The organism is Bradyrhizobium sp. BLXBL-03 (assembly GCF_051853015.1).
Classification (GTDB): Bacteria; Pseudomonadota; Alphaproteobacteria; order Rhizobiales; family Xanthobacteraceae; genus Bradyrhizobium; species Bradyrhizobium manausense.
This window is the reverse complement of the sequence record NZ_CP182470.1, coordinates 7946200-7970725: the sequence shown is the minus strand read 5'-3', so window position 1 is coordinate 7970725 and position 24526 is coordinate 7946200. Positions and strand designations below refer to the sequence as shown.

The following is a 24526-nucleotide window of genomic DNA, read 5'->3' as shown; positions in this document are numbered from 1 at the left end:
TCAACGACAGACCTTCCAAGGGAAGGGCTGCGGCCTCGCCGCAGCCCTTTTTCGTTGGGCATGGTGCGGCCCCCCAAAACACTCTATGGTGCCGCAAAGCCCCTGGCTTGGAACTAGGACCATCGTGAAATCAAAGGCTTAAGGCCCGGACTCGGACCGCGCCAGCCTTTGGAGGGCAGTTTGACTCGTTATATCTCGACCCGGGGCGAGGCCCCTGAGCTTGGCTTCTGCGACGTGATGCTGACGGGGCTCGCCCGCGACGGCGGCCTGTACGTGCCGGTGACCTGGCCGCTTCTGCCAGCCGAGACCATCGCCGCCCTCTTTGGCCGGCCCTATTGGGAGGTCGCGGTCGACGTGATCCGTCCGTTCGTCGGCGGGGAGATTTCCGACGCCGAGCTCGGCCGCATGGCGAACGAGGCCTATGCCACCTTCCGTCATCCGGCCGTGGTGCCGTTGCGGCAGATGTCGCCGCATCAATTCGTGCTGGAGCTGTTTCACGGCCCGACGCTCGCGTTCAAGGACGTGGCGATGCAGCTGATCTCGCGGCTGATGGATCATGTGCTCGCCAAGCGCGGCCAGCGCACCACCATCGTGGTCGCAACCTCGGGCGACACCGGCGGCGCCGCGGTCGAAGCCTTCGCAGGCCTGGAGAATGTCGACCTCATCGTGCTGTTTCCGCACCAGCGCATCTCCGAGGTGCAGCAGCGCATGATGACGACGACGGGCGCGGCCAATGTCCACGCGCTCGCCATCGAGGGGCATTTCGACGATTGCCAGGCGCTGGTGAAGGGGATGTTCAACAATCATCGCTTCCGCGATGCGACCTCGCTGTCCGGCGTCAATTCCATCAACTGGGCACGCATCGTCGCCCAGGTGGTCTACTACTTCACGTCAGCGGTTGCCGCCGGCGCTCCGGCGCGCGCGGTGGACTTCATCGTGCCGACGGGCAATTTCGGCGATATTTTTGCCGGCTATGTCGCCAAGCGCATGGGCCTTCCGGTGCGCACGCTGCGCATCGCCGCCAACGTCAACGACATCCTTGCGCGCACGCTCAAGACCGGCATCTACGAGGTGCGGGAGGTGCATGCCACGGCATCGCCGTCGATGGACATCCAGATCTCCTCGAATTTCGAGCGGCTGCTGTTCGAGGCGAGCAAGCGCGATGCGAGCAGTGTGCGCCGGCTGATGGAGCAGCTGAAGCAATCGGGCCGTTTCGTCCTACCCGATGCCACGCTCGCCGCGATCCGCGAAGAATTCGACGCCGGCCGCGCCGACGAGACCGAGACCGCGGCTGCGATCCGCGCCGCCTGGCGCGAGGCCGGCGAGCTGGTCGATCCCCACACCGCGGTGGCGCTTGCGGTTGCCGATCGCGACACCACCGACACGACCGTCCCCAACATCGTGCTCTCGACCGCACATCCCGCCAAATTCCCTGATGCGGTCGAGGCGGCCTGTGGCCAGCGACCGCTTCTGCCGGCCTGGCTCGACGGTCTCATGACCAAGTCCGAACAGATGAAGGTGATGAAGAACGATCAGGCCGAGGTGGAGCGGTTCGTGCTGTCGGTCAGCCGCGCCGCAAAACAGGGAGTTGCCGGATGAGCGTCGAGATCACCAAGCTTGCGTCCGGCCTGACTGTCGTCACCGACAACATGCCGCATCTGGAGACCGCCGCGCTCGGGGTCTGGGCCGGGGTCGGCGGCCGCGACGAGAAGCCGAACGAGCACGGCATCTCCCATCTGCTGGAACATATGGCCTTCAAGGGCACCACGGGACGCTCCTCGCGCGAGATCGTCGAGGAGATCGAGGCGGTCGGCGGCGACCTCAACGCCGGCACCTCGACCGAGACCACGTCCTATTATGCCCGGGTGATGAAGGCCGACGTGCCGCTCGCGCTCGACGTGCTCGCCGACATCCTCGCCAATCCCGCCTTCGAGCCCGACGAGCTCGAGCGCGAGAAGAACGTCATCGTGCAGGAGATCGGTGCGGCGCAGGATACCCCTGATGACGTCGTGTTCGAGCATCTCAACGAGCTCTGCTATCCCGACCAGCCGATGGGCCGCTCGCTGCTCGGTACCGCCAAGACGCTGAAGAGCTTCAATCGCGACTCGCTGCGCAATTACCTCTCGACGCATTATCGCGGCCCCGACATGGTGGTGGCGGCGGCCGGCGCCGTCGATCACAAGCAGGTGGTCGCCGAGGCCGAGAAGCGCTTTGCGAGCTTTGATGCGACGCCGGGGCCGAAGCCCCAGCCTGCCCAATTCGGCAAGGGCGGCACCAAGGTCGTGCATCGCGAGCTCGAGCAGGCGCATCTGACGCTGGCGCTGGAGGGCGTGCCGCAGACCGATCTGTCGCTGTTCTCGCTCCAGGTCTTCACCAACATCCTCGGCGGCGGGATGTCGTCGCGGCTGTTCCAGGAGGTGCGCGAGAAGCGTGGCCTCTGCTATTCCATCTACACCTTCCACGCGCCCTACACCGACACCGGCTTCTTCGGTCTCTACACCGGCACCGATCCGGCCGACGCGCCTGAAATGATGGAGGTCGTGGTCGACATCATGAATGATTCGGTCGAGACCCTGACCGAGGCCGAGATCGCCCGCGCCAAGGCGCAGATGAAGGCGGGCCTCTTGATGGCGCTGGAGAGCTGTTCCTCGCGCGCCGAGCAGCTCGCCCGGCACGTGCTGGCCTATGGCCGGCCGCAGACGGTGCAGGAACTGGTGTCCCGGATCGATGCCGTCAGCGTCGAATCGACCCGCGATGCGGCGCGGGCGCTGCTGTCGCGCAGCCGCCCTGCCGTTGTCGCATTAGGCAGCGGCAGGGGTCTGGACACGGCGGTGTCTTTTGCGGAAGGATTGACCCGGGCGCGCGCCAAAGCTCGGCTGCACTAAAAGGCGCGGCTGCATGAGGAGCCGCTTTGGCGGAAGGTCCGCCCCGGGAACCATCACATGGCCCTGTTTCGCCTGCCCTCCAGTGGACCTGCCGCTCTCGCCCCGCGCGGCAACGGATTGTTGCTGCGCGCCCCGCAGATGTCGGACTTCCTGCAATGGGCGCATTTGCGCGAGACCAGCCGGGATTATCTGACGCCGTGGGAGCCGATCTGGCCGTCGGACGATCTGACCCGCTCCGGCTTTCGCCGCCGGCTGCGGCGCTATTCCGAGGATATCGCCGCGGACCGCTCCTATCCCTTCCTGATCTTCCGCGAGCTCGACGGCGCCATGGTCGGCGGCATCACGCTCGCCAATGTCCGCCGCGGGATCGTCCAGGCCGGCACCATCGGCTACTGGGTCGGCCAGCCCCACGCCCATCGCGGCTACATGACGGCAGCGCTGCGGGTGTTGCTGCCGACGCTGTTCGGCGAGCTCAATCTGCACCGGGTCGAGGCCGCCTGCATCCCCACCAATGCGCCGTCGATCCGGGTGCTGGAGAAGTGCGGCTTCTCCCGCGAGGGACTGGCGCGCCGCTATCTCTGCATCAACGGGGTCTGGCAGGACCATCTGCTGTTCGGCCTGCTGCACGAGGATTTCCGCGGCTGAGCTGAGCCACCGGGCGCGCCGAGATCACCCACTTTTTGCTGCCTTTTGATCGCCGATTTTGGCGATATAACCCGCACAAGCCGGCCGATCGGCCGGGACGTTGTTATGGAGTACTGCCGTTCATGAATGAGCTTCGGTCATTGCGGAAGGCGCTGCGGCGGGGTCCGGTGATCGCGCTGGCGCTGTCGGTGTCGCTGGCGGCGGTCTCGCCGGTTACCGCGCAGTCGTTGACCGACCGTTTCAAGAGCCTGTTCGGCGGCAAATCCGACGAGCCTGCCCAGCCCAAGCCGGCGCCCGCGCCAGGCGCGCCCCAGGCCGACGACGAATATGATTGCCCGCAGGTCACGGTGCGTGCCGGAGCCTCGACCTACGGCGTCGGTGCGAACGGCAAGCCGGCGGTCGGCAATGACGTGCGCTTCCAGGCCTCGATCTCCAAGATGGCACGCGAATGCATCCGCAATGGCGGCGAAATCACGGCGCATATCGGCATCCAGGGCCGCGTCATCGCCGGCCCCGCCGGCGCGCCTGCGACGGTCGAAGTCCCCTTGCGCGTCGCCGTGGTCCAGGGCGGCGTCGGCGAGAAGGTGATCGCCTCGAAGGCCTACCGCACCACGGTCCAGATGACCGAGGGCGCCAGTGTGCCCTTCACCTTCGTCGCCGAGGACCTGTCCTACCCGCTGCCGTCTCCTGCGGTCGCCGATTCCTACATCTTCTATGTCGGCTTCGACCCGCAGGCGCTCTCGCCCGAGCCGAAGGCGCGGAAGAGGAAGTAGCTCGAGGTCTCGTGTCCAGGACGCCATCAGCGCGTTTACTCGCGTCTGCGACACGCTACGGCAGCGCGTAAGCGGGGCGGTGCAGAGCCGGGGCCCAGAACCCGCGGATTGCATGCCGCGCCGCGTCCGGGACAAGAGAGCCTTCAGACAACAAAAAAGCCGGCGCGATCAGCGCCGGCTTTTTGATTGGCCGAGGATGAACCCCTCAGTTCAGCTTCTGGCGAACCTCGGTGATGCCCTTGGCGAGCAGATCGTCGGCGACCTGGCCCTTGACCGACTGCGACAGGATCGTGGAGGCGGCCTGCACGGCGGCTTCCGCGGCTGCGGCGCGGACATCGGCCAGCGCCTGGGCCTCGGCGAGCGCGATCTTGCTCTCCGCGGTCTTGGTGCGGCGGGCGACGAAGTCTTCCATCTTCGCCTTGGCCTCGGTCGCGATGCGCTCGGCTTCGCTCCTGGCGTTGGCGATGATGTCGGCGGCCTCGCGTTCGGCCGAGGCGCTGCGGGCCTTGTAGTCGGCCAGCACCTTGGCGGCTTCCTGCTTCAGGCGCGTTGCGTCGTCGAGCTCGGCCTTGATGCGCTCGGCGCGCTTGTCGAGCGCCGACATCGCCGACTTGAAGACCCCGAGATAGCCGAACACGACCATCAGGATCACGAAGGCGACGGCGACCCAGGTTTCAGGATCGAAGAACATATCGACTAACCCTTCAAGGACGCATCAACGGCGGCATTGACCGACGCCGCATCCGGAACGACGCCGGTGAGCTGCTGCACGATGGTGCCTGCCGCATCGGCCGCGATGCTGCGGACGTTGCTCATGGCGGTCGCGCGGGTCGAGGCGATGGTCTTCTCCGCCTCGGCGAGCTTGGCCGCCAGCTGCTCTTCCAGGGCCTTGCGCTCGGCTTCCGCCTGCGCATTCGCCTTGTCGCGGGATTCGTTGCCGATCGCCTGCGCCCGCGCGCGCGCCGCAGCGAGCTCGCTTTCATAGGCCTTCAGCGCCGCCTCGGACTGATCCTTCAGCGCCTGCGCTTCAGTGAGGTCACCCTCGATCTTGTTCTGACGCGCCTCGATCGTCCCGCCGACCTTCGGCAGCGCGAGCTTGGACACGATCACGTAAAGCACGACGAAGAAGATCGCGAGCGACACCAGCTGCGAAGCAAAGGTGCTGCTCTCGAACGGCGGAAAGCCGCCGCCGTGATGACCGCCATCGGCTTCGGTGTGGGCGTCGGTCGCCGGAGCTTTCGCCCCGCCATGACTCTCGGCCATGGAGTACTCCTGTTGCTGTCACGCGCCGCTTCGGATGAAGCGGCGCGGAAGAAGTCGTTCTTTAGAAAACGAACAGCAGAAGCAGCGCGATCAGCAGCGAGAAGATGCCGAGCGCTTCGGTCACGGCGAAGCCGAAGATCAGGTTGCCGAACTGGCCCTGAGCGGCCGACGGGTTGCGGACGGCTGCGGCGAGGTAGTTGCCGAAGATCACGCCCACGCCGACGCCCGCACCGCCCATGCCGATGCACGCGATGCCCGCGCCGATAAGTTTTGCTGCTGCCGGATCCATTTTAGACTCCTTGGAAGAAAGATTGGGTTGTGGGTGGAAATTCCCCGGACCGCTCAGTGTCCCGGATGAATGGCGTCGTTGAGGTAGATGCAGGTCAGGATCGCAAACACATAGGCTTGCAGGAACGCGACCAGGATCTCGAGGGCGTACAGCGCGATGGTGAGCGCCAGCGGCAGCACGCCGCCGACCCAGCCGATGGCGCCGAGCGAGAAGCCGAGCATGGCGACGAAGCCCGCGAACACCTTCAGCGCGATGTGGCCGGCCAGCATGTTGGCGAACAGACGGATGCTGTGCGAGACCGGCCGCAGGAAGAACGACAGGATCTCGATGAACATGACCAGCGGCAGGATGTAGCCGGGGACGCCGTGGGGAACGAAAATCGAGAAGAATTTCAGGCCGTTCTTGGCGACGCCGTAGATCAGCACGGTGAAGAAGACCAGGAGTGCCAGGCCGACGGTGACGATCAGGTGGCTGGAGACCGTGAAGGTGTAGGGGATGATGCCGACCAGGTTCGAGACGCAGATGAACATGAACAGCGAGAAGATCAGCGGGAAGAACTTCATGCCTTCCGCACCGGCGGTCGAGCGGATGGTCGAGGCCACGAACTCGTAGGAGATCTCGGCGACCGACTGCAGGCGCCCCGGAACCAGCTGCGCGCCGCTGGCGAGCATCAGGAGCGAGATGATGACGACGGCCACCAGCATGTAGAGCGATGAATTGGTGAAGGCGATCGTCTGATGGCCGATATGGCCGATCGTGAAGAGAGGCTCGATGTTGAACTGGTGGATCGGATCGATTTTCATCGGCGCGGCATCTCTTGGTCTGCCGGACGGGCCGGCGTGTCTCGATTCTGCCGGCCGGGCCGGCCCGCACCGGGGATCCCGGCGCGACAATTCCTCTCCGTGTGCGGATTGGCCTTACGAACCCCCACGCCTGTTCTGACCTGCGCCCGCCGACCTCACCACATTCACCACGCCGGCCACGAAGCCCAGCAGCAGGAACACGATAAATCCGAAGGGCGACGTCGACAGCAAGCGGTCGAAACCCCAGCCAATCCCCGCTCCGACAGCGACACCGGCGACCAACTCGGAGGATAACCGAAAACCAAGCGCCATCGCCGAGGCTCTGGCCGCTCCGTCTCCACCGTCACCTGCGGGTTGCTCGGTCTTGACGTGGCGGTCGCGAAATTCGGACAACCGCTGATCGAGACTTCCGAGCCGTTCGGAAAGCGCAGCTTCCTCGGGCGATCTATCGCGATCTCCATTCCCGCTGTGTCCCGTGTCTTGAGCCATGCCACGAAGACCCGAACGCTGCGGTTGAATGGAAATTACGCCCGCCACCCTCAAAAGCCGCGCGGACCATACTGACCGCACATAATCAAGTCAAGCCAAGTCACGATCGCGTCGTGATCAGCTATATGTTTGATTTTGCTGGAGATATCGACCCGCGCGCGAGCGCTGCACACAGCGTGACGCCGCACCGCAGCAGCTCGCCGCGTGATCTGCCGCTGCGGTCGACATTTCGCCGCGCTCTCGGGATCAAAGGGATGGCCGTCATCATTGATTCCACAAGGCGCGGTTTAGGCGGCGGATTCGCGCGCGCCGGCGATGCGCCGTCGCCCGGCGCGGTGTAGAATTCGATGATGTGCCACCTGCGCGGCGTGGCGGAGAGCACGATGAGACCTGCAAAACCATCCACAACATCATGGTGCGCGGCGGCCATCGTCGTGGTGACCGCTGTCAGCGGCAGCCTGGTTGCCGCGCAATCGGCGCCCGACGGCGAAAATGGCCGCTACACCATGACGCCGATCCCCGAGGGCGTGTTGCGGCTCGACACCCGCACCGGCACGGTCTCGACCTGCAGCAAGAATGGCGCTGGCTGGGCCTGTTACGCCGTTCCCGACGAGCGCTCTGCACTCGACGCCGAGATCGGCCGCCTTCAGGCCGAGGTCGAGAAGCTCAAGGGACAGGTCGCCGCCGGGCCCACAGTCTCCGGCAAGATCGACGAAGCGCTGCCAAAATCCGACCCGCTGCAAAAGGCCGAGCCAAAGGTCGCCGAGGGCGAGCGCAAGCTCGAGATTCCGCTGCCGAGCGACCAGGACCTCGACCGCGCGATGTCGTTCCTGGAGAGGGCCTGGCGCCGCCTGATCGACATGGCCAACCGCGTGCAGAAGGACGTGTCGGGGAAGATTTGAAATACCACGCGGTGCCGTAGGGTGGCCAAAGGCGCATCGCGCCGTGCCCACCACCTGAACATCGTCGCACGGATTCGTGGGCACGCTCCGCTTTGCCCACCCTACGGCACCTTGCACGTTGAGAGACCTTCGATGACATCGGCCAAATCCATCACCCGCTCCACGCCATCATCGGTGCAAGCCACCACGATCGTCTCATCGCTGCTCACCGTGCCGACAAAGGGCCGCGGCTTCACCGATCTCACCAGCGAGGCCGCAAAATTCGTCCGCGAGGCCCACGCAGGCGACGGCGCGCTGACGCTGTTCATCCGCCACACCTCGGCGTCGCTGACCATCCAGGAGAACGCCGATCCGTCCGTGCTGGTCGATCTCACCACCGCGCTGTCACGGCTCGCGCCGGAAAGCGTGCCGTGGACACACGACACCGAGGGGCCGGACGACATGCCCGCGCACGTCAAGACGATGTTGACGCAGACCTCGCTGCAGGTGCCGGTATTGGGCGGCAAGCTCGCGCTGGGCACCTGGCAGGCGATCTATCTCGTCGAGCACCGCAGCCGTCCGCATCGCCGCGAGATCGTGCTGCAATTCATCGGCAGCAATCAATAGCCCCGGAAAAGCAAACCGGCCGCGGATCGCTCCGCGGCCGGATGTTGTGTCAGCGTCTTGCGACGCGCGATCAGGTCTTGGTGATGTCGACGTCCTTCGTCTCGGGGACGAAGAAGAAGCCGACCACCGCCGTGATAGCCGCGAACATGACCGGGTACCACAAGCCCGCGTAGATATCGCCGCTCGCTGCGGTGATCGCGAAAGCGGATGCGGGCAACAGGCCACCGAACCAGCCGTTGCCAATGTGATAAGGCAGCGACATCGAGGTGTAGCGGATGCGGGTCGGGAACAATTCGACCAGCATCGCCGCGATCGGGCCGTACACCATGGTGACGTAGATCACGAGGATGAACAGCAGGCCGATGGTCGCCGACACTTGCGGACGGAAGATGTCGAACGGATTCGACATCTTGACGATGCCCGCGTCACCCGGCTTCGGATAGCCCGCCGCCTGCACTGCCGCGGTGATCGCGGGGTTCGACGTCTTGGCATCCGTGTAGGGCACTTCCTTATCGTTGACGACGATCTTCACGGCGCCCGCCGGCCCCGGAACCGTGGAGTACTTCACAGACGATTGGGCGAGGAAGGCGCGTGCCGTGTCGCAAGGCGCCGTGAAGACGCGGGTGCCGACCGGGTTGAACAGATCGCCGCAGCTTGCGGGATCCGCCACCACCTGCACCTTGACCGTCTCATAGGCCTTCTCCAGCGCCGGGTTGGCGTTGGACGAGATCATCTTGAAGATCGGGAACAGGGTCAGTGCACCGATCAGGCAGCCCGCCAGAATGATCGGCTTGCGGCCGATCCGATCGGACAGCGCGCCGAACACCAGGAAGAAGCCGGTGCCGAGCAGCAGCGACCAGGCGATCAGCAGGTTGGCGGTGTAGCCGTCGACCTTCAGGATCGATTGCAGGAAGAACAGCGCGTAGAACTGGCCCGTGTACCAGATCACCGCCTGGCCCATGGTCAGGCCGACCAGCGCCAGGATCACGATCTTGGCGTTGCTCCAGTTGGCGAAGGCTTCGGTCAGCGGCGCCTTGGAAGTCTTGCCTTCCTCCTTCATCCGCTGGAACACGGGCGACTCGTTGAGGCGCAGACGGATCCAGACCGAGATGCCGAGCAGGAACACCGAAACCAGGAATGGAATGCGCCAGCCGCCCCAATAGGCGCCCGGAGCGCCGGCAAAGCCCGGCTCGCCAGTCGCGGTGCGCGTGAACAGGATCACCAGCAGCGACAGGAACAGGCCGAGCGTCGCGGTGGTCTGGATGAACGAGGTGTAATAGCCGCGCTTGCCGGGCGGCGCGTGCTCGGCGACATAGGTCGCCGCGCCGCCATACTCGCCACCGAGCGCGAGGCCCTGCAGCAGGCGCAGGCCGATCAGCAGGATCGGCGCCGCGATGCCGATCTGCGCGGCACCCGGCAGCAGGCCGACGATGAAGGTCGACAGACCCATGATGAGGATGGTGACGAGGAAGGTGTATTTGCGGCCGACGATGTCGCCGATCCGACCGAACACGATTGCGCCGAACGGACGGACCAGGAAGCCTGCCGCGAAGGCCAGCAGCGCGAAGATGTCGCGCGTCGCCTGATCGAACATCGGCTTGCCGTCGGCGCCGGCGATGGTGAAGAACTGCGTGCCCACGATGCCGGCCAGCGATCCGTAGAGATAGAAGTCGTACCACTCGAAGACGGTGCCGAGTGACGATGCGAGGATGACGAACCGCTCATCCTTCGTCATGCCGGTCGACCGAGCCGACGTTGCAGCTAGTGTGGACATCGTGAATGCGCTCCCCGTATCTCGTTTCCTCGCGTCCCGGTCCGGGCATGCCGGATCAACCCAGGTCTTGCCCCCAAGGTAACATCGGCGTGAAACCTGCCCCAATACGACTTTCGGCCTTCCGCACTGACGCGCAACTGACGGTGGTGACTTATAGCGCCGCGCGGTCGCGGGCGGGTTGCGGATTAACCCCCTTTCGGCAAAGGAATAATGTGCTCTTGCATGCCACGGCCGGGCGGGGAAGAATTGACCATCGTGCCTATCAGGATTACTGGCGCTGACATAAACGACAGCAAGAGATCGATGAACGCTCCCTCCACCCATCTCGTCATTGCCGATGACCATCCGCTGTTCCGTGATGCGCTGCGGCAGGCGGTGGCGGGCGTTCTCTCGACCGCGAAGATCGACGAGGCCGGATCGTTCGACGATCTGACCAAGCTTCTGGAACAGACTTCGGACGTCGACCTGGTCCTGCTCGACCTCTCGATGCCCGGCATCTCCGGCTTTTCCGGCCTGATCTATTTGCGCGCGCAATATCCGGCGATCCCCGTCGTGATCGTCTCGGCCTCCGACGACAGCGCCACGATCCGCCGCTCGCTCGATTTCGGCGCCTCCGGCTTCATCCCGAAGCGGTTTGGCGTCGAGACGCTGCGCGATGCCATCCTCAAGGTGATGGAAGGCGACGTCTGGGTTCCCGCCGACACGGATCTGACGGCCGCCGCCGACCCCGACATGACCAAGCTGCGCGACCGCCTGGTGACGCTGACGCCGCAGCAGGTGCGGGTGCTGATGATGCTGTCGGAGGGATTGCTGAACAAGCAGATCGCCTACGAGCTCGGCGTCTCCGAGGCGACCATCAAGGCGCATGTCTCGGCCATCCTGCAAAAGCTCGGCGTCGAGAGCCGCACCCAGGCCGTGATCGCCGCCGCCAAGATCGCCGGCGGCCAGTGGAAGCAGGGCACGCCGACGGGGTAGCTACCGGCTGCTGGAGCCCGGATGGAGCGGCTTGTCCCCGTCGTAGCTCGCAGAGCGAAGGTGGAAAGCGTAATCCGGGCAAAAGGCTCGACCGTCATTTCGGGCGCGCGACTTGTCCGCCGAAGCCGCAGAGCGAAGGTGGAAGCAATCCAGAGTCTTTCCGCGGAGGGATTCTGGATTGCTTCGTCGCAAGAGCTCCTCGCAATGACGCGCTTTTGATGGAGTGCCTCACAACTTCTCACAGGTCCAAACGGGCGTCGCGCGTAACACGCTGATAGTCAGTTGCGTAGCTGCAACGAGGCGCTCATGAGCCAGGATGCGTGTCCGACAGCGACATCAGCAACTAACGAGGAACCAGGACCATGACACAGATGATCGATCAGCATCGCCGCCAGTTCCTCGGCATCGCAGCCGCAGCCGCTGCCGCCAGCCTCGGCGTGATCGACCTGGCGCACGCCGAGACGTCAGCCGCGCCATCCCTAACATCGAACGCATCCTTCGGCACCATCAAGCAGATCAATGCCGGCGTCCTCGACGTCGGTTACGCCGAAGCAGGTCCCGCGACCGGACCGGTGGCGATCCTGCTGCACGGCTGGCCCTACGACATTCACGCCTTCATCGACGTTGCGCCGATCCTGGCCAAGGCCGGCTATCGCGTCATCATCCCGCATTTGCGTGGCTATGGCACGACGAACTTCCTCTCCACCGAGACGCCGCGCAATGGCGAGCCCGGCGCGCTGGCATCCGACATCATCGCGCTGATGGATGCGCTCGACATCAAGAAGGCCGTCCTTGCCGGCTTCGACTGGGGCGCGCGCACCTGCGACATCATCGCGGCGCTGTGGCCGGAGCGCTGCCGCGCGCTGGTATCGGTCAGTGGCTATCTGATCTCCAGCCAGGCTGCGGGCAGCGCGCCGCTGCCGCCGGCCGCCGAGCTGCAATGGTGGTACCAGTTCTATTTCGCCACCGAGCGCGGCCGCGCCGGCTACGAGAAGTACACGCATGATTTCGCCAAGCTGATCTGGAAACTGGCCTCGCCGCAGTGGAAGTTCGACGACGCCACTTTCGACCGCAGCGCGGCTTCGCTCGACAACAAGGATCACGTCGCGATCTCGATCCACAATTACCGCTGGCGACTCGGGCTCGAAAAGGGCGAGGCGAAGTACGAGGAGATCGAACAGAAGCTCGCTTCTGCTCCCATCATCAGCGTACCCACGATCACGATGGAGGGCGATGCCAATGGCGCGCCGCATCCCGATCCTGGCGCCTACGCCAAGAAATTCTCCGGCCGCTACGATCATCGCCTGATCACCGGCGGCATCGGTCACAATCTGCCCCAGGAAGCGCCTCAGGCCTTTGCCAAGGCCGTGATCGATGTCGACGCTGGCGCCTGAGAATTGCCGATGGCTGCTGCCGGCCTTACTCCGCCGCCACCATCTGCTGCGTGCGCCACTGCCCGAGCAAAGCGCGCAGCGAGGCCGGCTTCACCGGCTTGTTCAGCACCGCGATCTTCTCGTCGCGCGCGGCGCTTTGCACGGCCGGGCTGCGGTCGGCGGTGATCAGGATCGCGGGGATGGAGTCGCCGAAGCGGCGGCGGATCTCGCGGATGGCGGCGATGCCGTTGCCGCGGTCGAGGTGGTAGTCGACCAGTAGCCCGGTCACGCGCTTGCCGGCCGCCTCGATCGCCGTGATCGCGCCTTCGGGATCGGTGACCGCGATCACCTCGGCGTCCCAGCCCTTCAGCAGCGTCCGCATGCCGTCGAGGATCGCCGCATCATTCTCGATGCAGACGATCAGCGCGCCCGAGATCGGCGTGCGCGCCAGTGGCGTTGCACTGGTCACCGCCGCGGTCAGCGTCACCGCCTTGGCCGTCGGCACCGTCACGGAAAACAGCGAGCCGCCGCTCCTGTTGGCGTCGATGGAGATGCTGTGGCCCAGCACGCGGGCCAGCCGCTCGACGATCGAGAGTCCGAGGCCAAGGCCGCGCGCGATCCGCGCGCCCTGCTCGAGGCGGTGGAACTCCTTGAAGATCTCACCGCGCTTGACCGCGGGGATGCCGACGCCGGTGTCGTAGACGTTGATGGCGAGCGAGTCTCCGCGGCGGCGGCAGCCGACCAGCACGCGTCCGCGTGGCGTATATTTGATCGCGTTCGAGATCAGGTTCTGGAGCAGCCGCCGCAGCAGCAGCCGGTCCGACTCCACCGGCAGCGAGCAGGGCACGAAGGTGAGATCGAGGCCCTTGGCGCGCGCGATCGGGGCAAATTCGATCTCCAGCGAGCGCATCAGATCGGCCATCTTGAAGCTCGAGATCGAGATTGCCATCGCGCCGGCATCGAGCCGGGAAATGTCGAGCAGCGCGCCGAGGATCTCTTCGATCGCCTGCAGCGATTCATCGATGTTCTCGACCAGCCGCGTCTCCTCGCCATTGTGCTGGCGCTCGACCAGGCTCGTGACATAGAGCCGCGCCGCATTCAGTGGCTGCAGAATGTCGTGGCTGGCGGCGGCGAGGAAGCGCGTCTTGGAGATGCTGGCGTCCTCCGCGGTGCTCTTGGCCCGCGCCAGCTCCGAATTCAGGCGCGTCAATTCTTCAGTGCGGTCGCGCACGCGCTTTTCCAGCGTCGCATTGGCGCGCTCCAGCGCTTCCGCCGCCTCGAAGCTGGGCGTCACGTCTGTAAATGTGATGACGAAGCCGCCGCCGGGCATCCGGTTGGTGAGCACCTCGATCACCATGTGACGTTCCGGCAGGCGTTCGAGATAGGGCTCGCCGTCGGTGGTGTAGGCCACCAGCCGCTGCTCGATCATCGCCTCGCGACCAGACTGGTCGGCGGGATCGCTCACGCCCATGAATTCCAGGATTTCGCGCAGCGGCGTACCGAACTGGATGAAATGCGGGGGCACGTTGAGCAGGTCGCCGAACTGTCTGTTGGAGCAGATCAGGTGCAAATCGGCGTCGAACACCGCGATGCCCTGGCGCACATGGTTGAGCGCCGTCTGCAGGATCTCGCGGTTGAAATGCAGGGCCGCATGGGAATCGTCGAGCAGCTTCAGCGCGGCCTTCGCCGAGACCGTGCGCTTGCGCAGCAGCAGCGACATCACGAGGCGCGACGACGCGGCCCCGATCGAGGAGGCGATCAGGTGCTCGGCGTGCTGCAGCAGCTCGAAATCGGCGGGCGCTCCCGGCTCCAGCCGCATGTTGCGCCGCGCCGAGAAAGCTTCGAACGAGTGCCGGGTGCGCTCAGGCCCGAGATATTGCGCCACCGTGGCCTGGATGTCCTGCACCGTGATGGTGGTGCGCCAGCGGCGGAAGTTCGGCGCGATCGGCGCGAGCGTGTTGGGCACGAACAGATCGGCCTGCACCAGCTCGATGGAGGAGGGCTGCCGCGCCAGCGACAGCAGCACATAGGTGAGGATGTTGAGCGAGAGCGACCAGACCACGCCGTGCATCAGCGGTGGCAAATCGGCGCCGAACAGCGCCTGCGGCCTCAGCGCCTCGATGCCGAAGGGGCCGTGCTGGAGCAACAGCAGTCCTGCGGTCGAGGAGTCCATGAAGCTCGGCAGGAACAGCGTGTAGAACCACACCGCGAAGCCGACCAGCATGCCGCCGATGGCACCGCGCGCGGTCGCCCGCCGCCACAACAGTCCGCCGAAAAAGGCGGGTGCGAGCTGCGCGATGGCGGCAAAGGACAACAGGCCGATCGCCGCAAGCTGGGTGTTGCCGAGCGCGCGATAGTAGAAATAGGCCATCACCATGATGGCAAAGATCGCAAGCCGCCGCGAGCGCAGCAGGAAGTCGCCGAAAGCGGTGCCGCCGGCGCGCCCCTCGGGCCGACGTTGCAGCACCAGCGGCACCACGAGGTCGTTCGAAACCATGATCGAGAGCGCAACGCATTCGACGATCACCATCGCGGTCGCCGCCGACAGGCCGCCGACGAAGACGGCGACGCTGAGAAGTCCCGCGCCGCCCTCCATCGGCAGGGCCAGCACATACATGTCAGGATCGGCCGCGCCGAACGGGAAGGTGATGAGGCCGGCGAGCGCGATCGGGATCACGAACACATTGATGGCGACGAGATAGAGCGGGAACAGCCAGCGCGCGCGGCTGACCTCGGCATCGCTGGAATTCTCGACCACGCTGACGTGAAACTGCCTTGGCAGCAGCATGACAGCGCACAGCGACAGCAGCGTCATGGTGAGGAAGTTGCCGATCGACGGCGAATACTCGATGGCGCGCACCGCCTCCGGCGTCTTCATCGCGCGCTCGATGAGTTCGTGCGGCGAGAACATCCAGAAGGTGACGAAGATGCCGGCGGAGAGGAAGGCTGCCAGCTTGATGGTGGATTCGGTCGCAACCGCCAGCATCAGGCCGTGCTGATGCTCGGTGGCGTCGGTCTGCCGCGTGCCGAACAGCACCGCGAACGCCGCCATCGCCAGCGTCACCATCAGCGCGATGTCACCGAGGATCGGGATATGGGAGAACGCCTGGTCCTCGCTCAGGATGACTGCGAGCGAGGAGGCGACCGCCTTGAGCTGCAGCGCGATGTAGGGCACCGAGCCGATGATGGCGATCAGCGCCACCGTCGCCGCCACGGCCTGGCTCTTGCCGTAGCGCGCGCCGATGAAGTCGGCGATCGAGGTGATGTTGTGGGCCTTCGCGAGCTGGATCACGCGGCGAAGCACGCCGGCGCCGAGGCCGATCATCAGGATCGGGCCGACATAGATCGCGAGGAAGTCGGTCGAGGTGCGGGTGGCAAAGCCGACCGAGCCGAAGAAGGTCCAGGAGGTGCAGTAGATCGCCAGCGACAGTGGATAGATCAGCCCGGACGCGCGGCCGGGGCCGGCCGGCGAACGGCGGTCGCCATGGCTCGCCACCAGGAACAGGAAGCCGATATAGCCGAAGGCGGTAGCAATCACGCCCCAATCGTGCAGCATGGCGAGCGTGCGTCTCCCTGGGCGCGACAATCCGTGCCCGATCTCATTTTCCCAGCAAATCTAGCGCGTTGGGAGGGCAGAGGCGACAGCGAAATGCCGGGCTTGGGCGGGGAACCGGGGTTGTCGTTAAGGTGCCAGCCTCGCCGTCGTCTCGACGAAAGCCAGGACGGCGACGGTGACCTACTCCGCCGCCAGCGACTTCTCGCTCAGCGGCAGGCCCAGCCGGTCCCACACCTGCAGCAGCGCTTCGGCGAGCTGATCGATCAGGCCGTCGTCATGATAGGGCGAGGGCGTGATGCGCAGGCGCTCGGTGCCCTTGGCGACGGTGGGGTAGTTGATCGGCTGGATGTAGATGCCGTGATCCTCGAGCAGCATGTCCGAGGCCTGCTTGCACTTCTCGGGATCGCCGACGAACAGCGGCACGATGTGGGTGTCGTTCGACATCACCGGGAGACCCGCGGCATTGAGGATCGCCTTGACACGGGCGGCGCGGTCCTGATGGCGCTCGCGCTCCCAGCTCGAGGTCTTCAGATGCTTGATCGCGGCGGTTGCGGCCGAGCAGATCGCCGGCGGCAGCGCGGTGGTGAAGATGAAGCCCGGCGCATAGGAGCGCACGGCGTCGATGATGTGGCCGTTGCCGGCGATGTAGCCGCCGAGGCAGCCGAACGCTTTCGCCAGCGTGCCTTCGAGAATGTCGATGCGATGCATGACGCCGTCCCGCTCGGCGATGCCGCCGCCGCGCGGGCCATACATGCCGACGGCGTGGACCTCGTCCACATAAGTCATCGCATTATACTTCTCGGCGAGATCGCAGATCCTGGCCAGCGGGGCGACGTCGCCGTCCATGGAATAGAGGCTCTCGCAGGCGATCAGCTTCGGCCGGTTCGGGCCGGCGACCTTCAGCTTCGCCTCGAGATCGGCCAGATCGTTGTGGCGGAACACGACCCGCTCGCAGCCGGACTGGCGGATGCCTTCGATCATTGAATTGTGGTTGAGCTCGTCCGACAGGATCAGGCAATTCGGAATGAGCTTGGCAATGGTGGCGATGCCGGTCTGGTTCGAGACATAGCCCGAGGTGAACAGCAGCGCGGCTTCCTTGCCATGGAGGTCGGCGAGCTCGGCCTCGAGCTGCACCAGCGGATGATGCGTGCCGGCGATGTTGCGGGTTCCGCCGGCGCCGGTGCCGACGCGGGTCGCGGTCTCGACCATGGCGCCGACCACTTTCGGGTGCTGGCCCATGCCGAGGTAATCGTTGGAGCACCAGATCACGACGTCGCGCTTGCCCTTCGGCGAATGCCAGACCGCGTGCGGAAACCGGCCGGCCGTGCGCTCCAGGTCGGCGAACACGCGATAGCGGCGCTCGGTATGGAGGCGATCCACGGCGGAATTGAAGAATTCAGCGTAATCCATCGGTGCAACCTGAGACGGAACTGACCAAAACAGCGCTTATCCTTAGAGCTATTCCAACTCCAATGTCTATGCGCTATCCCACATTTGGCCGTGGGGGCCTTTGGGCAAAATGCCCTATCGTGCAATTTGAAACTTGATCCCGATCAAGTTCGCGCGAGAGGGAATGTTGCTCTGCAGCATCAGCCGAGATGCGGGCTTGGTCAGGCCTGGGCTTCCTTCGCGGTTCGGCACACGCTTTCCTAGAGCGCGCCCCGCCGGCTCTACCCCATCCGATTCTCGCAGCGCATGCGCCATTGGCCCGGAGAGCATGCTCGATTTTTGCCTCCGAAAGGACCTTTTCATGAAGCGCGTGATGATCCTCAACGGTCCCAACCTCAACATGCTCGGCATCCGCGAGCCGCACATCTACGGCACGACGACGCTCGCAGAGGTCAATGCGAGCTGTGAGGACGCCGCCGCCAGGCTCGGGCTCAAGCTCGTCTTCCACCAGTCCAACCATGAAGGCGTGCTTGTCGATCTGATCCAGTCGGCGCGGCGGGATGCCGATGCCATCGTCATCAATCCGGCGGGCCTGTCCTTCACCTCGGTCTCGATCATGGACGCGATCAAGATATTCGAGGGCCCGGTGCTAGAGGTGCACATCTCCAACATCCATGCCCGCGACGAACATCATCGCCACTCCAAGATCTCGTTCGTGGCAACGGGCGTGATCTGCGGCCTGGGGCCGTTTGGCTACATCGCGGCGCTGCACGCCATCGCGAATATGAAGTGAGGTGTTGCCACGAACGCGTCAGGCCCGGGCTGGTCCCGCCTGCGCGGCCGAAGCCGCTTCGGCGAGGCGAAGGCCCGGGCATCCACGAACTTGCTTCAATGTCAGAGAACGTGGATGGCCGGGACAAGCCCGGCCATGACGGTGACCGCTCACGTCGTCCGGAACTGCAGCACGCCGTCCTTGGTCTCCGCCGTCAGCCGGCCCTCGACGATCATGTAGTTGACGTGGGCAACGAGCTCGCCGGCGGCAAAGCCCATCTGGTGCTCGTCGAGCACGTGCTTGTTGAACACGACAGGCACCAGTGCGCGCGAGGTCTGCGGCACCTCGCGGCAGGCTTCCGCGATCAGGCGGCAGCGCTCCTCGTGGTGGTCGGCGAGCTGCTTGATGCGGGTCTTCAATCCATAGAACGGCACGCCGTGACCGGGCAGCACCAGGAGATCATAGGGCAGGGTGGTGGTGAGGCTGGCGAGCGAGGCCAGGTATTCGCCGAGCGAGTTCTGGTCGGGCTCGACCGCCCACACGCTGACATTCGGCGAGATCTTGCTCAGCACCTGGTCGGCGGACAGGAACAGCTTGTCGTCGGCGCAATACAGCATCACCTGGTCGAGCGCGTGGCCGCCGCCGGTGATCACCTTGAAGCGCCGCGTGCCGATCACGACCTCGTCGCCATGCGAGATGCGGCGGTAGGACGGCGGCAGCACCGAGACGCGCTTGAGATAATCCTGGCCGCGGCCGAGCAGCTTTTCGGTGAGCGACTCGTCCATTCCATGGCGGCGGAAGAACAGCCGCTGTGCCTCGCGCCGCTCCTCGGTACCGCGGTTCTGGTGATAGACCGATTGCAGATATTCCACCTGCGACATCACCAGCGGGCATTTGAACCGCTCGACGATCCAGCCCGCGAGGCCGACATGGTCGGGGTGCGAATGCGTGACGAGCAGGCGCGTGATGTCGACGCCCTTCAGCGGCCCCTCGAACAGCTTGGTCCAGGCCTCGATCGTCTCCTCATTGCCGAAGCCGGCATCGATCATCGCATAGCCGTCGCCATCGGCGAGCAGGTAGATGTTCACGTGGTTGAGGCGGAACGGCAGCTTCAGCCGCGCCCACAACACGCCGGGCCTGATTTCCACGATCTCGTCGTGGCCGGGATGCTGCTCCCAGGGATAGCGCAGGGCCTCGGCCGAGGACTGCACGGTGTCTATTTTTGCGTTCATGCCACCGGCTTAAACCCGCTGCGCGCGGGGCGCCAGCCGAAAAAGGACGCGCGGTGGGCTCGCATAGCGGTCATTCCGGCGGCGCTATTCCGTTGCCCGGACGGGTGCGCAAGGCCAGAAGGCACGTCATTCCGGGGCGCGCGAAAGCGCGAACCCGGGATCTGGAGGTTGTGGAGCGAGATTCCGGGTTCGCCTCTTCGAGGCGCCCCGGAATGACAATCACGCCGCCCGCATATTGTTGAGGAACGCGTCGATTTCCCCGCGCAGCATGTCGGCCTCGCGGCGCAGCGCGTCGGACGCGCTCAGCACTTCGGTGGCCGCAGCGCCGGCCTCGGCCGAAGCCGTGGACACGCCGACGATGTTGCTGGAGACCTCGCTGGTGCCCCCCGCGGCATGCTGAATGTTGCGGGCGATCTCGCGGGTCGCGGCACCCTGTTCCTCGACCGCGGCCGCAATGGTCGTGGTGACGTCGTTGATCTCGCCGATGATCCGGCCGATGCCCTGGATGGCGCCGACGGCCGAAGTCGTGACCTGCTGCATGCTGGCGATCTGGGTGCGGATCTCCTCCGTCGCCTTCGCGGTCTGGCTGGCAAGGCTCTTCACCTCGGAGGCCACCACGGCGAAGCCGCGGCCGGCTTCGCCTGCGCGCGCCGCCTCGATGGTGGCATTGAGCGCGAGCAGGTTGGTCTGCGAGGCGATGGTCTGGATCAGATCGACCACGACGCTGATGCGGCTTGCGCCGTCGGCAAGGCTCTGCACCGTGGCGTCGGTGGCGCTGGCTTCATCCACCGCCTTCTTGGCGATCGCAGCCGAGGTGACGACCTGCTTGCTGATCTCCTCGATCGACGAAGACAGCTGCTCGGTGCCCGACGACACGGTCTGCACGTTGACCGAGGTCTCCTCCGCGGCGGAGGCAACCGCGTTCACCAGCGCGTTGGACTGGTCTGCTGTGGTCGACATGCTCTGCGCGGTCGCCTGCATCGAATTGGCCGATTGCGCGAGATTGTCGAGCGCGGTGCGCACCGTGCCCTCGAACTCCGCGATCTTGGCTTCCAGGTGCGCGGCACGCTCGGCCTTGGCGAGGCGATCCTTGTCCTGCTCGCTGGCAAGCGCGCGGGCTTCGATCATGCTGTCGCGGAACACCGTCAGCGTCTCCTTCATCGCTCCGATCTCATCATTCTGACGAGAGCGGACGATCTCGGTGTCTAGGTCGCCGGCGGAGAGCAGCTGCATGGCGCGCTGAAGCTCACGGATACGGCGCAGGATGTTGCGGCCGACATAGAGCCAGACAAACAGCGCCGAGCCGATCAGGGTCAATCCGCCGAGGGCCAGCATTGCCGTCGTGGCGAGCGAGATCTCCTGGCGGGCCCGGAAGGTCGACGCATTGGTCTCCTTCTGCACGCCGTCGACGAGCGCCTGCACGCTGATGCCGAGACCGACATTGAGCTTGCGGGTCTCGTCCAGGATGGTCTGGCCGTAGTCGATGGAGTCGAGCTCCTTCTGGCGGATCTTGAACACGCCGGTCTTGCCTTCGCCGAAGGCGAACAGCTTCTCCACGGCGCTGCGCACGGCCTGCATCGAGGGGATGTTCGGGAGGTCCTCGAGGTTGGACTTGACGCGGTCGCGGGTGGTCTTGAATTCCTTCTCGATCGCCTCGAGCGTATCACTGCTGTTGGCCGAGAGTGCTGCCATCATGTCGGCGGCCATCAGATTGCCATTGGCGGAGATGGTCGAGACCTGGGCGACGGTGCGCGCGGCCTCGGTGGCGTCATCGGCCGAGACTTCCGCCGAACCGAGGATCGCGTTCAGGCGCGTCTGTGTATCCAGCATCGCGGGGCCGGCGGCGCCGACGAACGCGATCTGCGCCTTGCGCAGCGCTTCATATTGCTTGTCGTGCAGCGCGCCGGTGTCGAGCCGTTCGCGCGCCGCCGACACCAGGCTCTGGGTGGCCTCGTCGATGCTCTTGGCGGTGTCGCGCAGCGCGTTCGCGGTCTGCTGGTCTGCGCCAAGCTCGATGATCTCGCCGAGCTTGGCCATCGCTTGCTGCTGGATCTCCTTCACGTTCCTGGTGCGATCGTTCAGCGCGTCATCGCTGGGAGAAGCGAGCAGGCCGGGGCCTTGTGCTGCGAGCGTCGCGCTTTGCGAGGCGAGCTGAAGGCTGGCGGCGAGGCGGGGGATGTCGCGGCCGCTCAAATCCATCATGGTCGAGCCGAGATGGTTGAACACGAAGCCGGCGCCGGCTGCGATCACGAGGCCCATGCCTGCGATCACGGCGAAGGCCGCAATCAGGCTGCCACGCAATCCCCATTTCGGCATTTTGAAGCGCGGCTTGAAACGGCCCAGGCTCGGACGGATCGCCATCGAAAATTCCCCCACAGCAATGATCTCTTATTTTCGCTGCGCAGTATCGTCAGCGCGGGTTAAAAAATAGCATGTTGCACAAATGCTTGGCAGTTCCGCAGAGCGAAAAAAGAAAGGGCCGGCAGCGATGCCGGCCCTTGATAGCGAGAAGCGTCGGTCAGGCGCGATCAGTAGGGCCCGACGACCGGGCTTGCCCAGTTGAAGCGGTAGTTGAGGCCGGCCTTGAAGGTATGGTCGTCGGTGGTGAAGTTGCCGGTGCCGACCAGCGGGCCCGCGGTGAAGTGCGCATCGCCGAAATTGTAATACTGGTACTCGGCCTTGGCCGACCAGCTCGGCGCGAACATGTATTCGAGACCGGCACCAACGGTATAGCCGTTGCTGTGATCGCCGGAGATGATGAAGCCGGTCGGCACGCCGCCAACAGTCACCTTCTCATTGTTGTCGGAATAGGCGTAGCCGCCCTTCACGTAGACCAGGCCGGGGCCCCAGGTGTAGCCAACACGGCCGGTGATCGAGCCGAGGCCACGCTGATCGTTGGTGTAGGCCACGCCGCCCGGGAACACCGCGCCGACGCTGCCGGAGAGCCAGGAATACTGGGCTTCGGCGCCGACCACGAAGTTCGGGTTGACCTGCCAGTCCATACCGGCCTGCACGCCGCCGAGGAAACGGCCGTTGCCGTTGTTGCCGGTGGAGAGGCCGTTGAAATTATTGTCGCTGGAGAACGCACCGCCGACATGCGCACCGATGTAGAAGCCGGTCCAGTTGTAGATCGGCGCGGCATAGGCCGGCGCGGCCTTGCTGTAATAGGGGCGGGCGCCGAGGTCGGCACCGATCGCCGGCGCGGACGCGCCCACCACGAGCAGCGCAACGGTTGCAAACAGAATCTTCTTCATCGTCTCGAACTCCAACACTTCAGGTCCCCGGCAGGCGCGCAGTCCGCGCCGCGTTGGTTTTGCAGATAGCTCGCTTTTGAGGAAAATGCTGTCACATGCGTGGCACAACGGCCCCCAACCTAACTTATTGGGCTGCAATTGATTTTCGTGCTTAATGGCGGCTTAAGAAGTGGTGAAGGAAGGCTTAATTCGCGCAGCCTGCGGTAACCAGCGCACGCGTTCCGTTAACCAAGACGCCGCCGCACCTCGTCGCGCATCTGCGCGCGGAAGGCCGCGCGCTTGGCGGGGCGGTCTTCCTCGCGCACGTCGTGGCGATCGAAGATGTCGAACTTCTCCAGGATCGGATAGCGCTCGCTCGCCATCGCGAGCACGCGCAGCACCTTGGTCGCGGCCAGCGTCGGGCCGCTGACCTCCCAGCGCCGGATGGTGTCGGCGCCCCCCTGCTCCGGCAGCGCGCACAGCTTCGCCATATCGGCTGCGGTGAGCTTCCGCTCGATGGCGTCTGAGAGGTCGTTGCGGAGTTGCTTCAGTTCGGGGCCGGTCATGTCACTCGCCTCCGGAAAGCTCAGTGCCATGCCCTAGCGCTGATTCGGGTCGATCCGAAGGCGAGTATCGCGCGGCGCCAGTCCGCGCGGCGCCAGTCCGGGCGGCGCCGGTCCGCGCGGCGCCGGTCCCGGCACGTCCGTGTGCGCACGGAGTTATGAACGTGCTGCTCTGGAAAATCGTCCGAACCATGAACAGATGGCAGGGCAGGCCCTGACGAGGAAGGGATCGGCCATGACAAGCATCAAATTCGCCATTGCGGCGTTCGTCTCCGCCAGCCTGGCGGCAGCGCCTTTCGCAGCCGAAGCGAAGAAGCAGAGATCCAGCGGCCACCACAGCACGCGCGTGCTGGCGCCAACTTATAGCAGTCCGGGCGTGACCGCGGCCCAGCCGAGGCCCTCTTACGGCTCATCAGGGCAAACGGTCGGCACGGTCACGGCGCCGTCGATAGGAACATACAATTGGCCGACGGTCGGCGTCACCACTGCGGTTCCGACCTGGAGCAATACCAATCCAAAGTGAAATCATGCGCGACTGCGCCGCTAGATTCCGCGGCCGTTCTGCTGACCGATCACGCAGCGCCAGGCCGCCAGGCGTTCGGCCGGATGCTGGTTCATCCAGTCGGCAAGCTGCGGCGCGCCCATCAGGCAGGATTGAACCGAGACCTGCGCAAAGTCGGAGCTGGTGACGAGTTGCTCGTGGCAATTTGACGGTGAGGCGAGGCTGCAAAGCACGGCGACGATCTTGATCATGCGAGATTGCCCCTGTCGCTCTGGCGCGTATCGGCTCCGCCCGATTGCTCGCTGCCCGGATCGGTCGGCGGGAAGATGCTGTCGTAGATCGCGCGCGCTTCCTGGATGAGGCGAAGACGCTCGCGCTCGGACTTCGAGACAAACTGAATAATCTGGCCCATATCGGTCTCCAATAGATGTCAGATCCATCATCAGATGATGGAAATCATTCCATGCGAATGTGGGGCGCCGGCTTCGTCGTTGCAGCCGTG

At 65.0% G+C, this 24526-nt stretch carries 25 protein-coding genes; 11 read left to right on the top strand and 14 right to left on the bottom strand.

What is annotated here, in order from left to right; translation table 11 throughout:
* The first annotated feature begins 180 nt into the window (after positions 1 to 180).
* From thrC to ACNJX9_RS37585, 4 genes are all read left to right on the top strand, one after another.
* Positions 181 to 1599 carry a threonine synthase gene (gene thrC, locus ACNJX9_RS37600; RefSeq protein ID WP_439407129.1) on the top strand — a complete coding sequence of 473 codons (1419 nt, stop codon included), beginning with the start codon at positions 181 to 183 and terminating at the stop codon, positions 1597 to 1599.
* Positions 1596 to 2885 (top strand): M16 family metallopeptidase, encoded by a 1290-nt coding sequence (locus tag ACNJX9_RS37595; protein ID WP_057746075.1) that lies wholly within the window; start codon positions 1596 to 1598, stop codon positions 2883 to 2885. The genes thrC and ACNJX9_RS37595 overlap by 4 nt, the downstream gene beginning before the upstream one ends.
* A gap of 57 nt (positions 2886 to 2942) precedes the next feature.
* Positions 2943 to 3530 (top strand): GNAT family N-acetyltransferase, encoded by a 588-nt coding sequence (locus tag ACNJX9_RS37590; RefSeq protein WP_018316343.1) that lies wholly within the window; start codon positions 2943 to 2945, stop codon positions 3528 to 3530.
* A 122-nt stretch (positions 3531 to 3652) separates the two neighbouring features.
* Positions 3653 to 4303, top strand: coding sequence for a hypothetical protein (locus tag ACNJX9_RS37585; protein WP_057746080.1), 651 nt, complete (start codon positions 3653 to 3655; stop codon positions 4301 to 4303).
* 205 nt (positions 4304 to 4508) lie between these two features.
* On the opposite strand, the gene ACNJX9_RS37580 is transcribed toward ACNJX9_RS37585, so the two are convergent.
* From ACNJX9_RS37580 to ACNJX9_RS37560, 5 genes are all read right to left on the bottom strand, one after another.
* Entirely contained in the window at positions 4509 to 4994 is a 486-nt protein-coding gene (locus ACNJX9_RS37580; protein WP_057746083.1) for a F0F1 ATP synthase subunit B family protein, read from the bottom strand.
* 5 nt (positions 4995 to 4999) lie between these two features.
* Positions 5000 to 5566 (bottom strand): F0F1 ATP synthase subunit B, encoded by a 567-nt coding sequence (locus tag ACNJX9_RS37575; RefSeq protein ID WP_057746086.1) that lies wholly within the window; start codon positions 5564 to 5566, stop codon positions 5000 to 5002.
* Between the two features lie 61 nt (positions 5567 to 5627).
* Complete coding sequence (locus tag ACNJX9_RS37570; RefSeq protein ID WP_018643436.1) at positions 5628 to 5855, bottom strand: F0F1 ATP synthase subunit C; 228 nt, start codon at positions 5853 to 5855, stop codon at positions 5628 to 5630.
* A 53-nt stretch (positions 5856 to 5908) separates the two neighbouring features.
* Entirely contained in the window at positions 5909 to 6658 is a 750-nt protein-coding gene (locus tag ACNJX9_RS37565) for a F0F1 ATP synthase subunit A (RefSeq protein ID WP_057746088.1), read from the bottom strand.
* A 114-nt stretch (positions 6659 to 6772) separates the two neighbouring features.
* Complete coding sequence (locus ACNJX9_RS37560; RefSeq protein WP_057746092.1) at positions 6773 to 7147, bottom strand: AtpZ/AtpI family protein; 375 nt, start codon at positions 7145 to 7147, stop codon at positions 6773 to 6775.
* Between the two features lie 113 nt (positions 7148 to 7260).
* On the opposite strand from ACNJX9_RS37560, the gene ACNJX9_RS37555 reads away from it, so the two are divergent.
* The 3 genes from ACNJX9_RS37555 to ACNJX9_RS37545 all read left to right on the top strand — a co-directional run bounded on the left by ACNJX9_RS37555 (position 7261) and on the right by ACNJX9_RS37545 (position 8655).
* Positions 7261 to 7488, top strand: coding sequence for a hypothetical protein (locus tag ACNJX9_RS37555; protein ID WP_439407128.1), 228 nt, complete (start codon positions 7261 to 7263; stop codon positions 7486 to 7488).
* A gap of 42 nt (positions 7489 to 7530) precedes the next feature.
* Positions 7531 to 8049, top strand: coding sequence for a hypothetical protein (locus ACNJX9_RS37550; RefSeq protein ID WP_439407127.1), 519 nt, complete (start codon positions 7531 to 7533; stop codon positions 8047 to 8049).
* Positions 8050 to 8181: 132 nt separating this feature from the next.
* A complete protein-coding gene (locus tag ACNJX9_RS37545; RefSeq protein ID WP_439407126.1) occupies positions 8182 to 8655 on the top strand; it encodes a secondary thiamine-phosphate synthase enzyme YjbQ in 474 nt (157 codons plus the stop codon).
* Positions 8656 to 8725: 70 nt separating this feature from the next.
* On the opposite strand, the gene ACNJX9_RS37540 is transcribed toward ACNJX9_RS37545, so the two are convergent.
* The gene (locus ACNJX9_RS37540; RefSeq protein WP_439407125.1) at positions 8726 to 10429 is read right to left on the bottom strand and encodes an MFS transporter; all 1704 of its coding nucleotides are present in this window, start codon (positions 10427 to 10429) and stop codon (positions 8726 to 8728) included.
* A 303-nt stretch (positions 10430 to 10732) separates the two neighbouring features.
* Here ACNJX9_RS37540 and ACNJX9_RS37535 point away from each other — a divergent pair, with 303 nt between their 5' ends.
* A complete protein-coding gene (locus ACNJX9_RS37535; RefSeq protein ID WP_057746103.1) occupies positions 10733 to 11404 on the top strand; it encodes a response regulator in 672 nt (223 codons plus the stop codon).
* A gap of 362 nt (positions 11405 to 11766) precedes the next feature.
* Positions 11767 to 12798 carry an alpha/beta fold hydrolase gene (locus tag ACNJX9_RS37530; protein ID WP_439407124.1) on the top strand — a complete coding sequence of 344 codons (1032 nt, stop codon included), beginning with the start codon at positions 11767 to 11769 and terminating at the stop codon, positions 12796 to 12798.
* Positions 12799 to 12823: 25 nt separating this feature from the next.
* On the opposite strand, the gene ACNJX9_RS37525 is transcribed toward ACNJX9_RS37530, so the two are convergent.
* Together ACNJX9_RS37525 and hemA are read right to left on the bottom strand one after the other, a co-directional pair.
* Entirely contained in the window at positions 12824 to 16333 is a 3510-nt protein-coding gene (locus tag ACNJX9_RS37525) for a PAS domain-containing hybrid sensor histidine kinase/response regulator (protein ID WP_057746106.1), read from the bottom strand.
* A 180-nt stretch (positions 16334 to 16513) separates the two neighbouring features.
* Positions 16514 to 17743 (bottom strand): 5-aminolevulinate synthase, encoded by a 1230-nt coding sequence (gene hemA / locus ACNJX9_RS37520; protein ID WP_439407122.1) that lies wholly within the window; start codon positions 17741 to 17743, stop codon positions 16514 to 16516.
* A 340-nt stretch (positions 17744 to 18083) separates the two neighbouring features.
* Here hemA and ACNJX9_RS37515 point away from each other — a divergent pair, with 340 nt between their 5' ends.
* Positions 18084 to 18515 carry a type II 3-dehydroquinate dehydratase gene (locus tag ACNJX9_RS37515; protein WP_057746818.1) on the top strand — a complete coding sequence of 144 codons (432 nt, stop codon included), beginning with the start codon at positions 18084 to 18086 and terminating at the stop codon, positions 18513 to 18515.
* Positions 18516 to 18664: 149 nt separating this feature from the next.
* On the opposite strand, the gene ACNJX9_RS37510 is transcribed toward ACNJX9_RS37515, so the two are convergent.
* The 4 genes from ACNJX9_RS37510 to ACNJX9_RS37495 all read right to left on the bottom strand — a co-directional run bounded on the left by ACNJX9_RS37510 (position 18665) and on the right by ACNJX9_RS37495 (position 23525).
* A complete protein-coding gene (locus tag ACNJX9_RS37510; RefSeq protein WP_439407120.1) occupies positions 18665 to 19726 on the bottom strand; it encodes an MBL fold metallo-hydrolase in 1062 nt (353 codons plus the stop codon).
* A gap of 219 nt (positions 19727 to 19945) precedes the next feature.
* Positions 19946 to 22087 carry a methyl-accepting chemotaxis protein gene (locus ACNJX9_RS37505; RefSeq protein ID WP_057746114.1) on the bottom strand — a complete coding sequence of 714 codons (2142 nt, stop codon included), beginning with the start codon at positions 22085 to 22087 and terminating at the stop codon, positions 19946 to 19948.
* 167 nt (positions 22088 to 22254) lie between these two features.
* Complete coding sequence (locus ACNJX9_RS37500) at positions 22255 to 22980, bottom strand: outer membrane protein (RefSeq protein ID WP_439407119.1); 726 nt, start codon at positions 22978 to 22980, stop codon at positions 22255 to 22257.
* Between the two features lie 224 nt (positions 22981 to 23204).
* Entirely contained in the window at positions 23205 to 23525 is a 321-nt protein-coding gene (locus ACNJX9_RS37495; protein WP_057746824.1) for a hypothetical protein, read from the bottom strand.
* A 232-nt stretch (positions 23526 to 23757) separates the two neighbouring features.
* Between ACNJX9_RS37495 and ACNJX9_RS37490 the strand changes: the two genes are divergently transcribed.
* A complete protein-coding gene (locus tag ACNJX9_RS37490) occupies positions 23758 to 24045 on the top strand; it encodes a hypothetical protein (protein WP_439407118.1) in 288 nt (95 codons plus the stop codon).
* A gap of 20 nt (positions 24046 to 24065) precedes the next feature.
* On the opposite strand, the gene ACNJX9_RS37485 is transcribed toward ACNJX9_RS37490, so the two are convergent.
* Together ACNJX9_RS37485 and ACNJX9_RS37480 are read right to left on the bottom strand one after the other, a co-directional pair.
* On the bottom strand, positions 24066 to 24275 hold the full coding sequence (locus ACNJX9_RS37485) for a hypothetical protein (RefSeq protein ID WP_057746117.1): 210 nt from the start codon (positions 24273 to 24275) through the stop codon (positions 24066 to 24068).
* Positions 24272 to 24436: a hypothetical protein gene (locus ACNJX9_RS37480; protein ID WP_167353974.1), complete on the bottom strand. Its 165-nt coding sequence runs from the start codon at positions 24434 to 24436 to the stop codon at positions 24272 to 24274. Before ACNJX9_RS37480 ends, ACNJX9_RS37485 begins: the two co-directional genes overlap by 4 nt.
* Between the last annotated feature and the right edge of the window lie 90 nt (positions 24437 to 24526).

What these genes read in the sequence shown, in the direction of transcription:
- ACNJX9_RS37595 (WP_057746075.1), top strand. Translation starts at nt 1,596, where the DNA reads ATGAGCGTCGAGATCACCAAGCTTGCGTCCGGCCTGACTGTCGTCACC.
- ACNJX9_RS37590 (WP_018316343.1), top strand. Translation starts at nt 2,943, where the DNA reads ATGGCCCTGTTTCGCCTGCCCTCCAGTGGACCTGCCGCTCTCGCCCCG.
- ACNJX9_RS37585 (WP_057746080.1), top strand. Translation starts at nt 3,653, where the DNA reads ATGAATGAGCTTCGGTCATTGCGGAAGGCGCTGCGGCGGGGTCCGGTG.
- ACNJX9_RS37580 (WP_057746083.1), bottom strand. Translation starts at nt 4,994, where the DNA reads ATGTTCTTCGATCCTGAAACCTGGGTCGCCGTCGCCTTCGTGATCCTG.
- ACNJX9_RS37575 (WP_057746086.1), bottom strand. Translation starts at nt 5,566, where the DNA reads ATGGCCGAGAGTCATGGCGGGGCGAAAGCTCCGGCGACCGACGCCCAC.
- ACNJX9_RS37570 (WP_018643436.1), bottom strand. Translation starts at nt 5,855, where the DNA reads ATGGATCCGGCAGCAGCAAAACTTATCGGCGCGGGCATCGCGTGCATC.
- ACNJX9_RS37565 (WP_057746088.1), bottom strand. Translation starts at nt 6,658, where the DNA reads ATGAAAATCGATCCGATCCACCAGTTCAACATCGAGCCTCTCTTCACG.
- ACNJX9_RS37560 (WP_057746092.1), bottom strand. Translation starts at nt 7,147, where the DNA reads ATGGCTCAAGACACGGGACACAGCGGGAATGGAGATCGCGATAGATCG.
- ACNJX9_RS37550 (WP_439407127.1), top strand. Translation starts at nt 7,531, where the DNA reads ATGAGACCTGCAAAACCATCCACAACATCATGGTGCGCGGCGGCCATC.
- ACNJX9_RS37545 (WP_439407126.1), top strand. Translation starts at nt 8,182, where the DNA reads ATGACATCGGCCAAATCCATCACCCGCTCCACGCCATCATCGGTGCAA.
- ACNJX9_RS37540 (WP_439407125.1), bottom strand. Translation starts at nt 10,429, where the DNA reads ATGTCCACACTAGCTGCAACGTCGGCTCGGTCGACCGGCATGACGAAG.
- ACNJX9_RS37535 (WP_057746103.1), top strand. Translation starts at nt 10,733, where the DNA reads ATGAACGCTCCCTCCACCCATCTCGTCATTGCCGATGACCATCCGCTG.
- ACNJX9_RS37530 (WP_439407124.1), top strand. Translation starts at nt 11,767, where the DNA reads ATGACACAGATGATCGATCAGCATCGCCGCCAGTTCCTCGGCATCGCA.
- ACNJX9_RS37525 (WP_057746106.1), bottom strand. Translation starts at nt 16,333, where the DNA reads ATGCTGCACGATTGGGGCGTGATTGCTACCGCCTTCGGCTATATCGGC.
- hemA (WP_439407122.1), bottom strand. Translation starts at nt 17,743, where the DNA reads ATGGATTACGCTGAATTCTTCAATTCCGCCGTGGATCGCCTCCATACC.
- ACNJX9_RS37515 (WP_057746818.1), top strand. Translation starts at nt 18,084, where the DNA reads ATGAAGCGCGTGATGATCCTCAACGGTCCCAACCTCAACATGCTCGGC.
- ACNJX9_RS37510 (WP_439407120.1), bottom strand. Translation starts at nt 19,726, where the DNA reads ATGAACGCAAAAATAGACACCGTGCAGTCCTCGGCCGAGGCCCTGCGC.
- ACNJX9_RS37505 (WP_057746114.1), bottom strand. Translation starts at nt 22,087, where the DNA reads ATGGCGATCCGTCCGAGCCTGGGCCGTTTCAAGCCGCGCTTCAAAATG.
- ACNJX9_RS37500 (WP_439407119.1), bottom strand. Translation starts at nt 22,980, where the DNA reads ATGAAGAAGATTCTGTTTGCAACCGTTGCGCTGCTCGTGGTGGGCGCG.
- ACNJX9_RS37495 (WP_057746824.1), bottom strand. Translation starts at nt 23,525, where the DNA reads ATGACCGGCCCCGAACTGAAGCAACTCCGCAACGACCTCTCAGACGCC.
- ACNJX9_RS37490 (WP_439407118.1), top strand. Translation starts at nt 23,758, where the DNA reads ATGACAAGCATCAAATTCGCCATTGCGGCGTTCGTCTCCGCCAGCCTG.
- ACNJX9_RS37485 (WP_057746117.1), bottom strand. Translation starts at nt 24,275, where the DNA reads ATGATCAAGATCGTCGCCGTGCTTTGCAGCCTCGCCTCACCGTCAAAT.
- ACNJX9_RS37480 (WP_167353974.1), bottom strand. Translation starts at nt 24,436, where the DNA reads ATGGGCCAGATTATTCAGTTTGTCTCGAAGTCCGAGCGCGAGCGTCTT.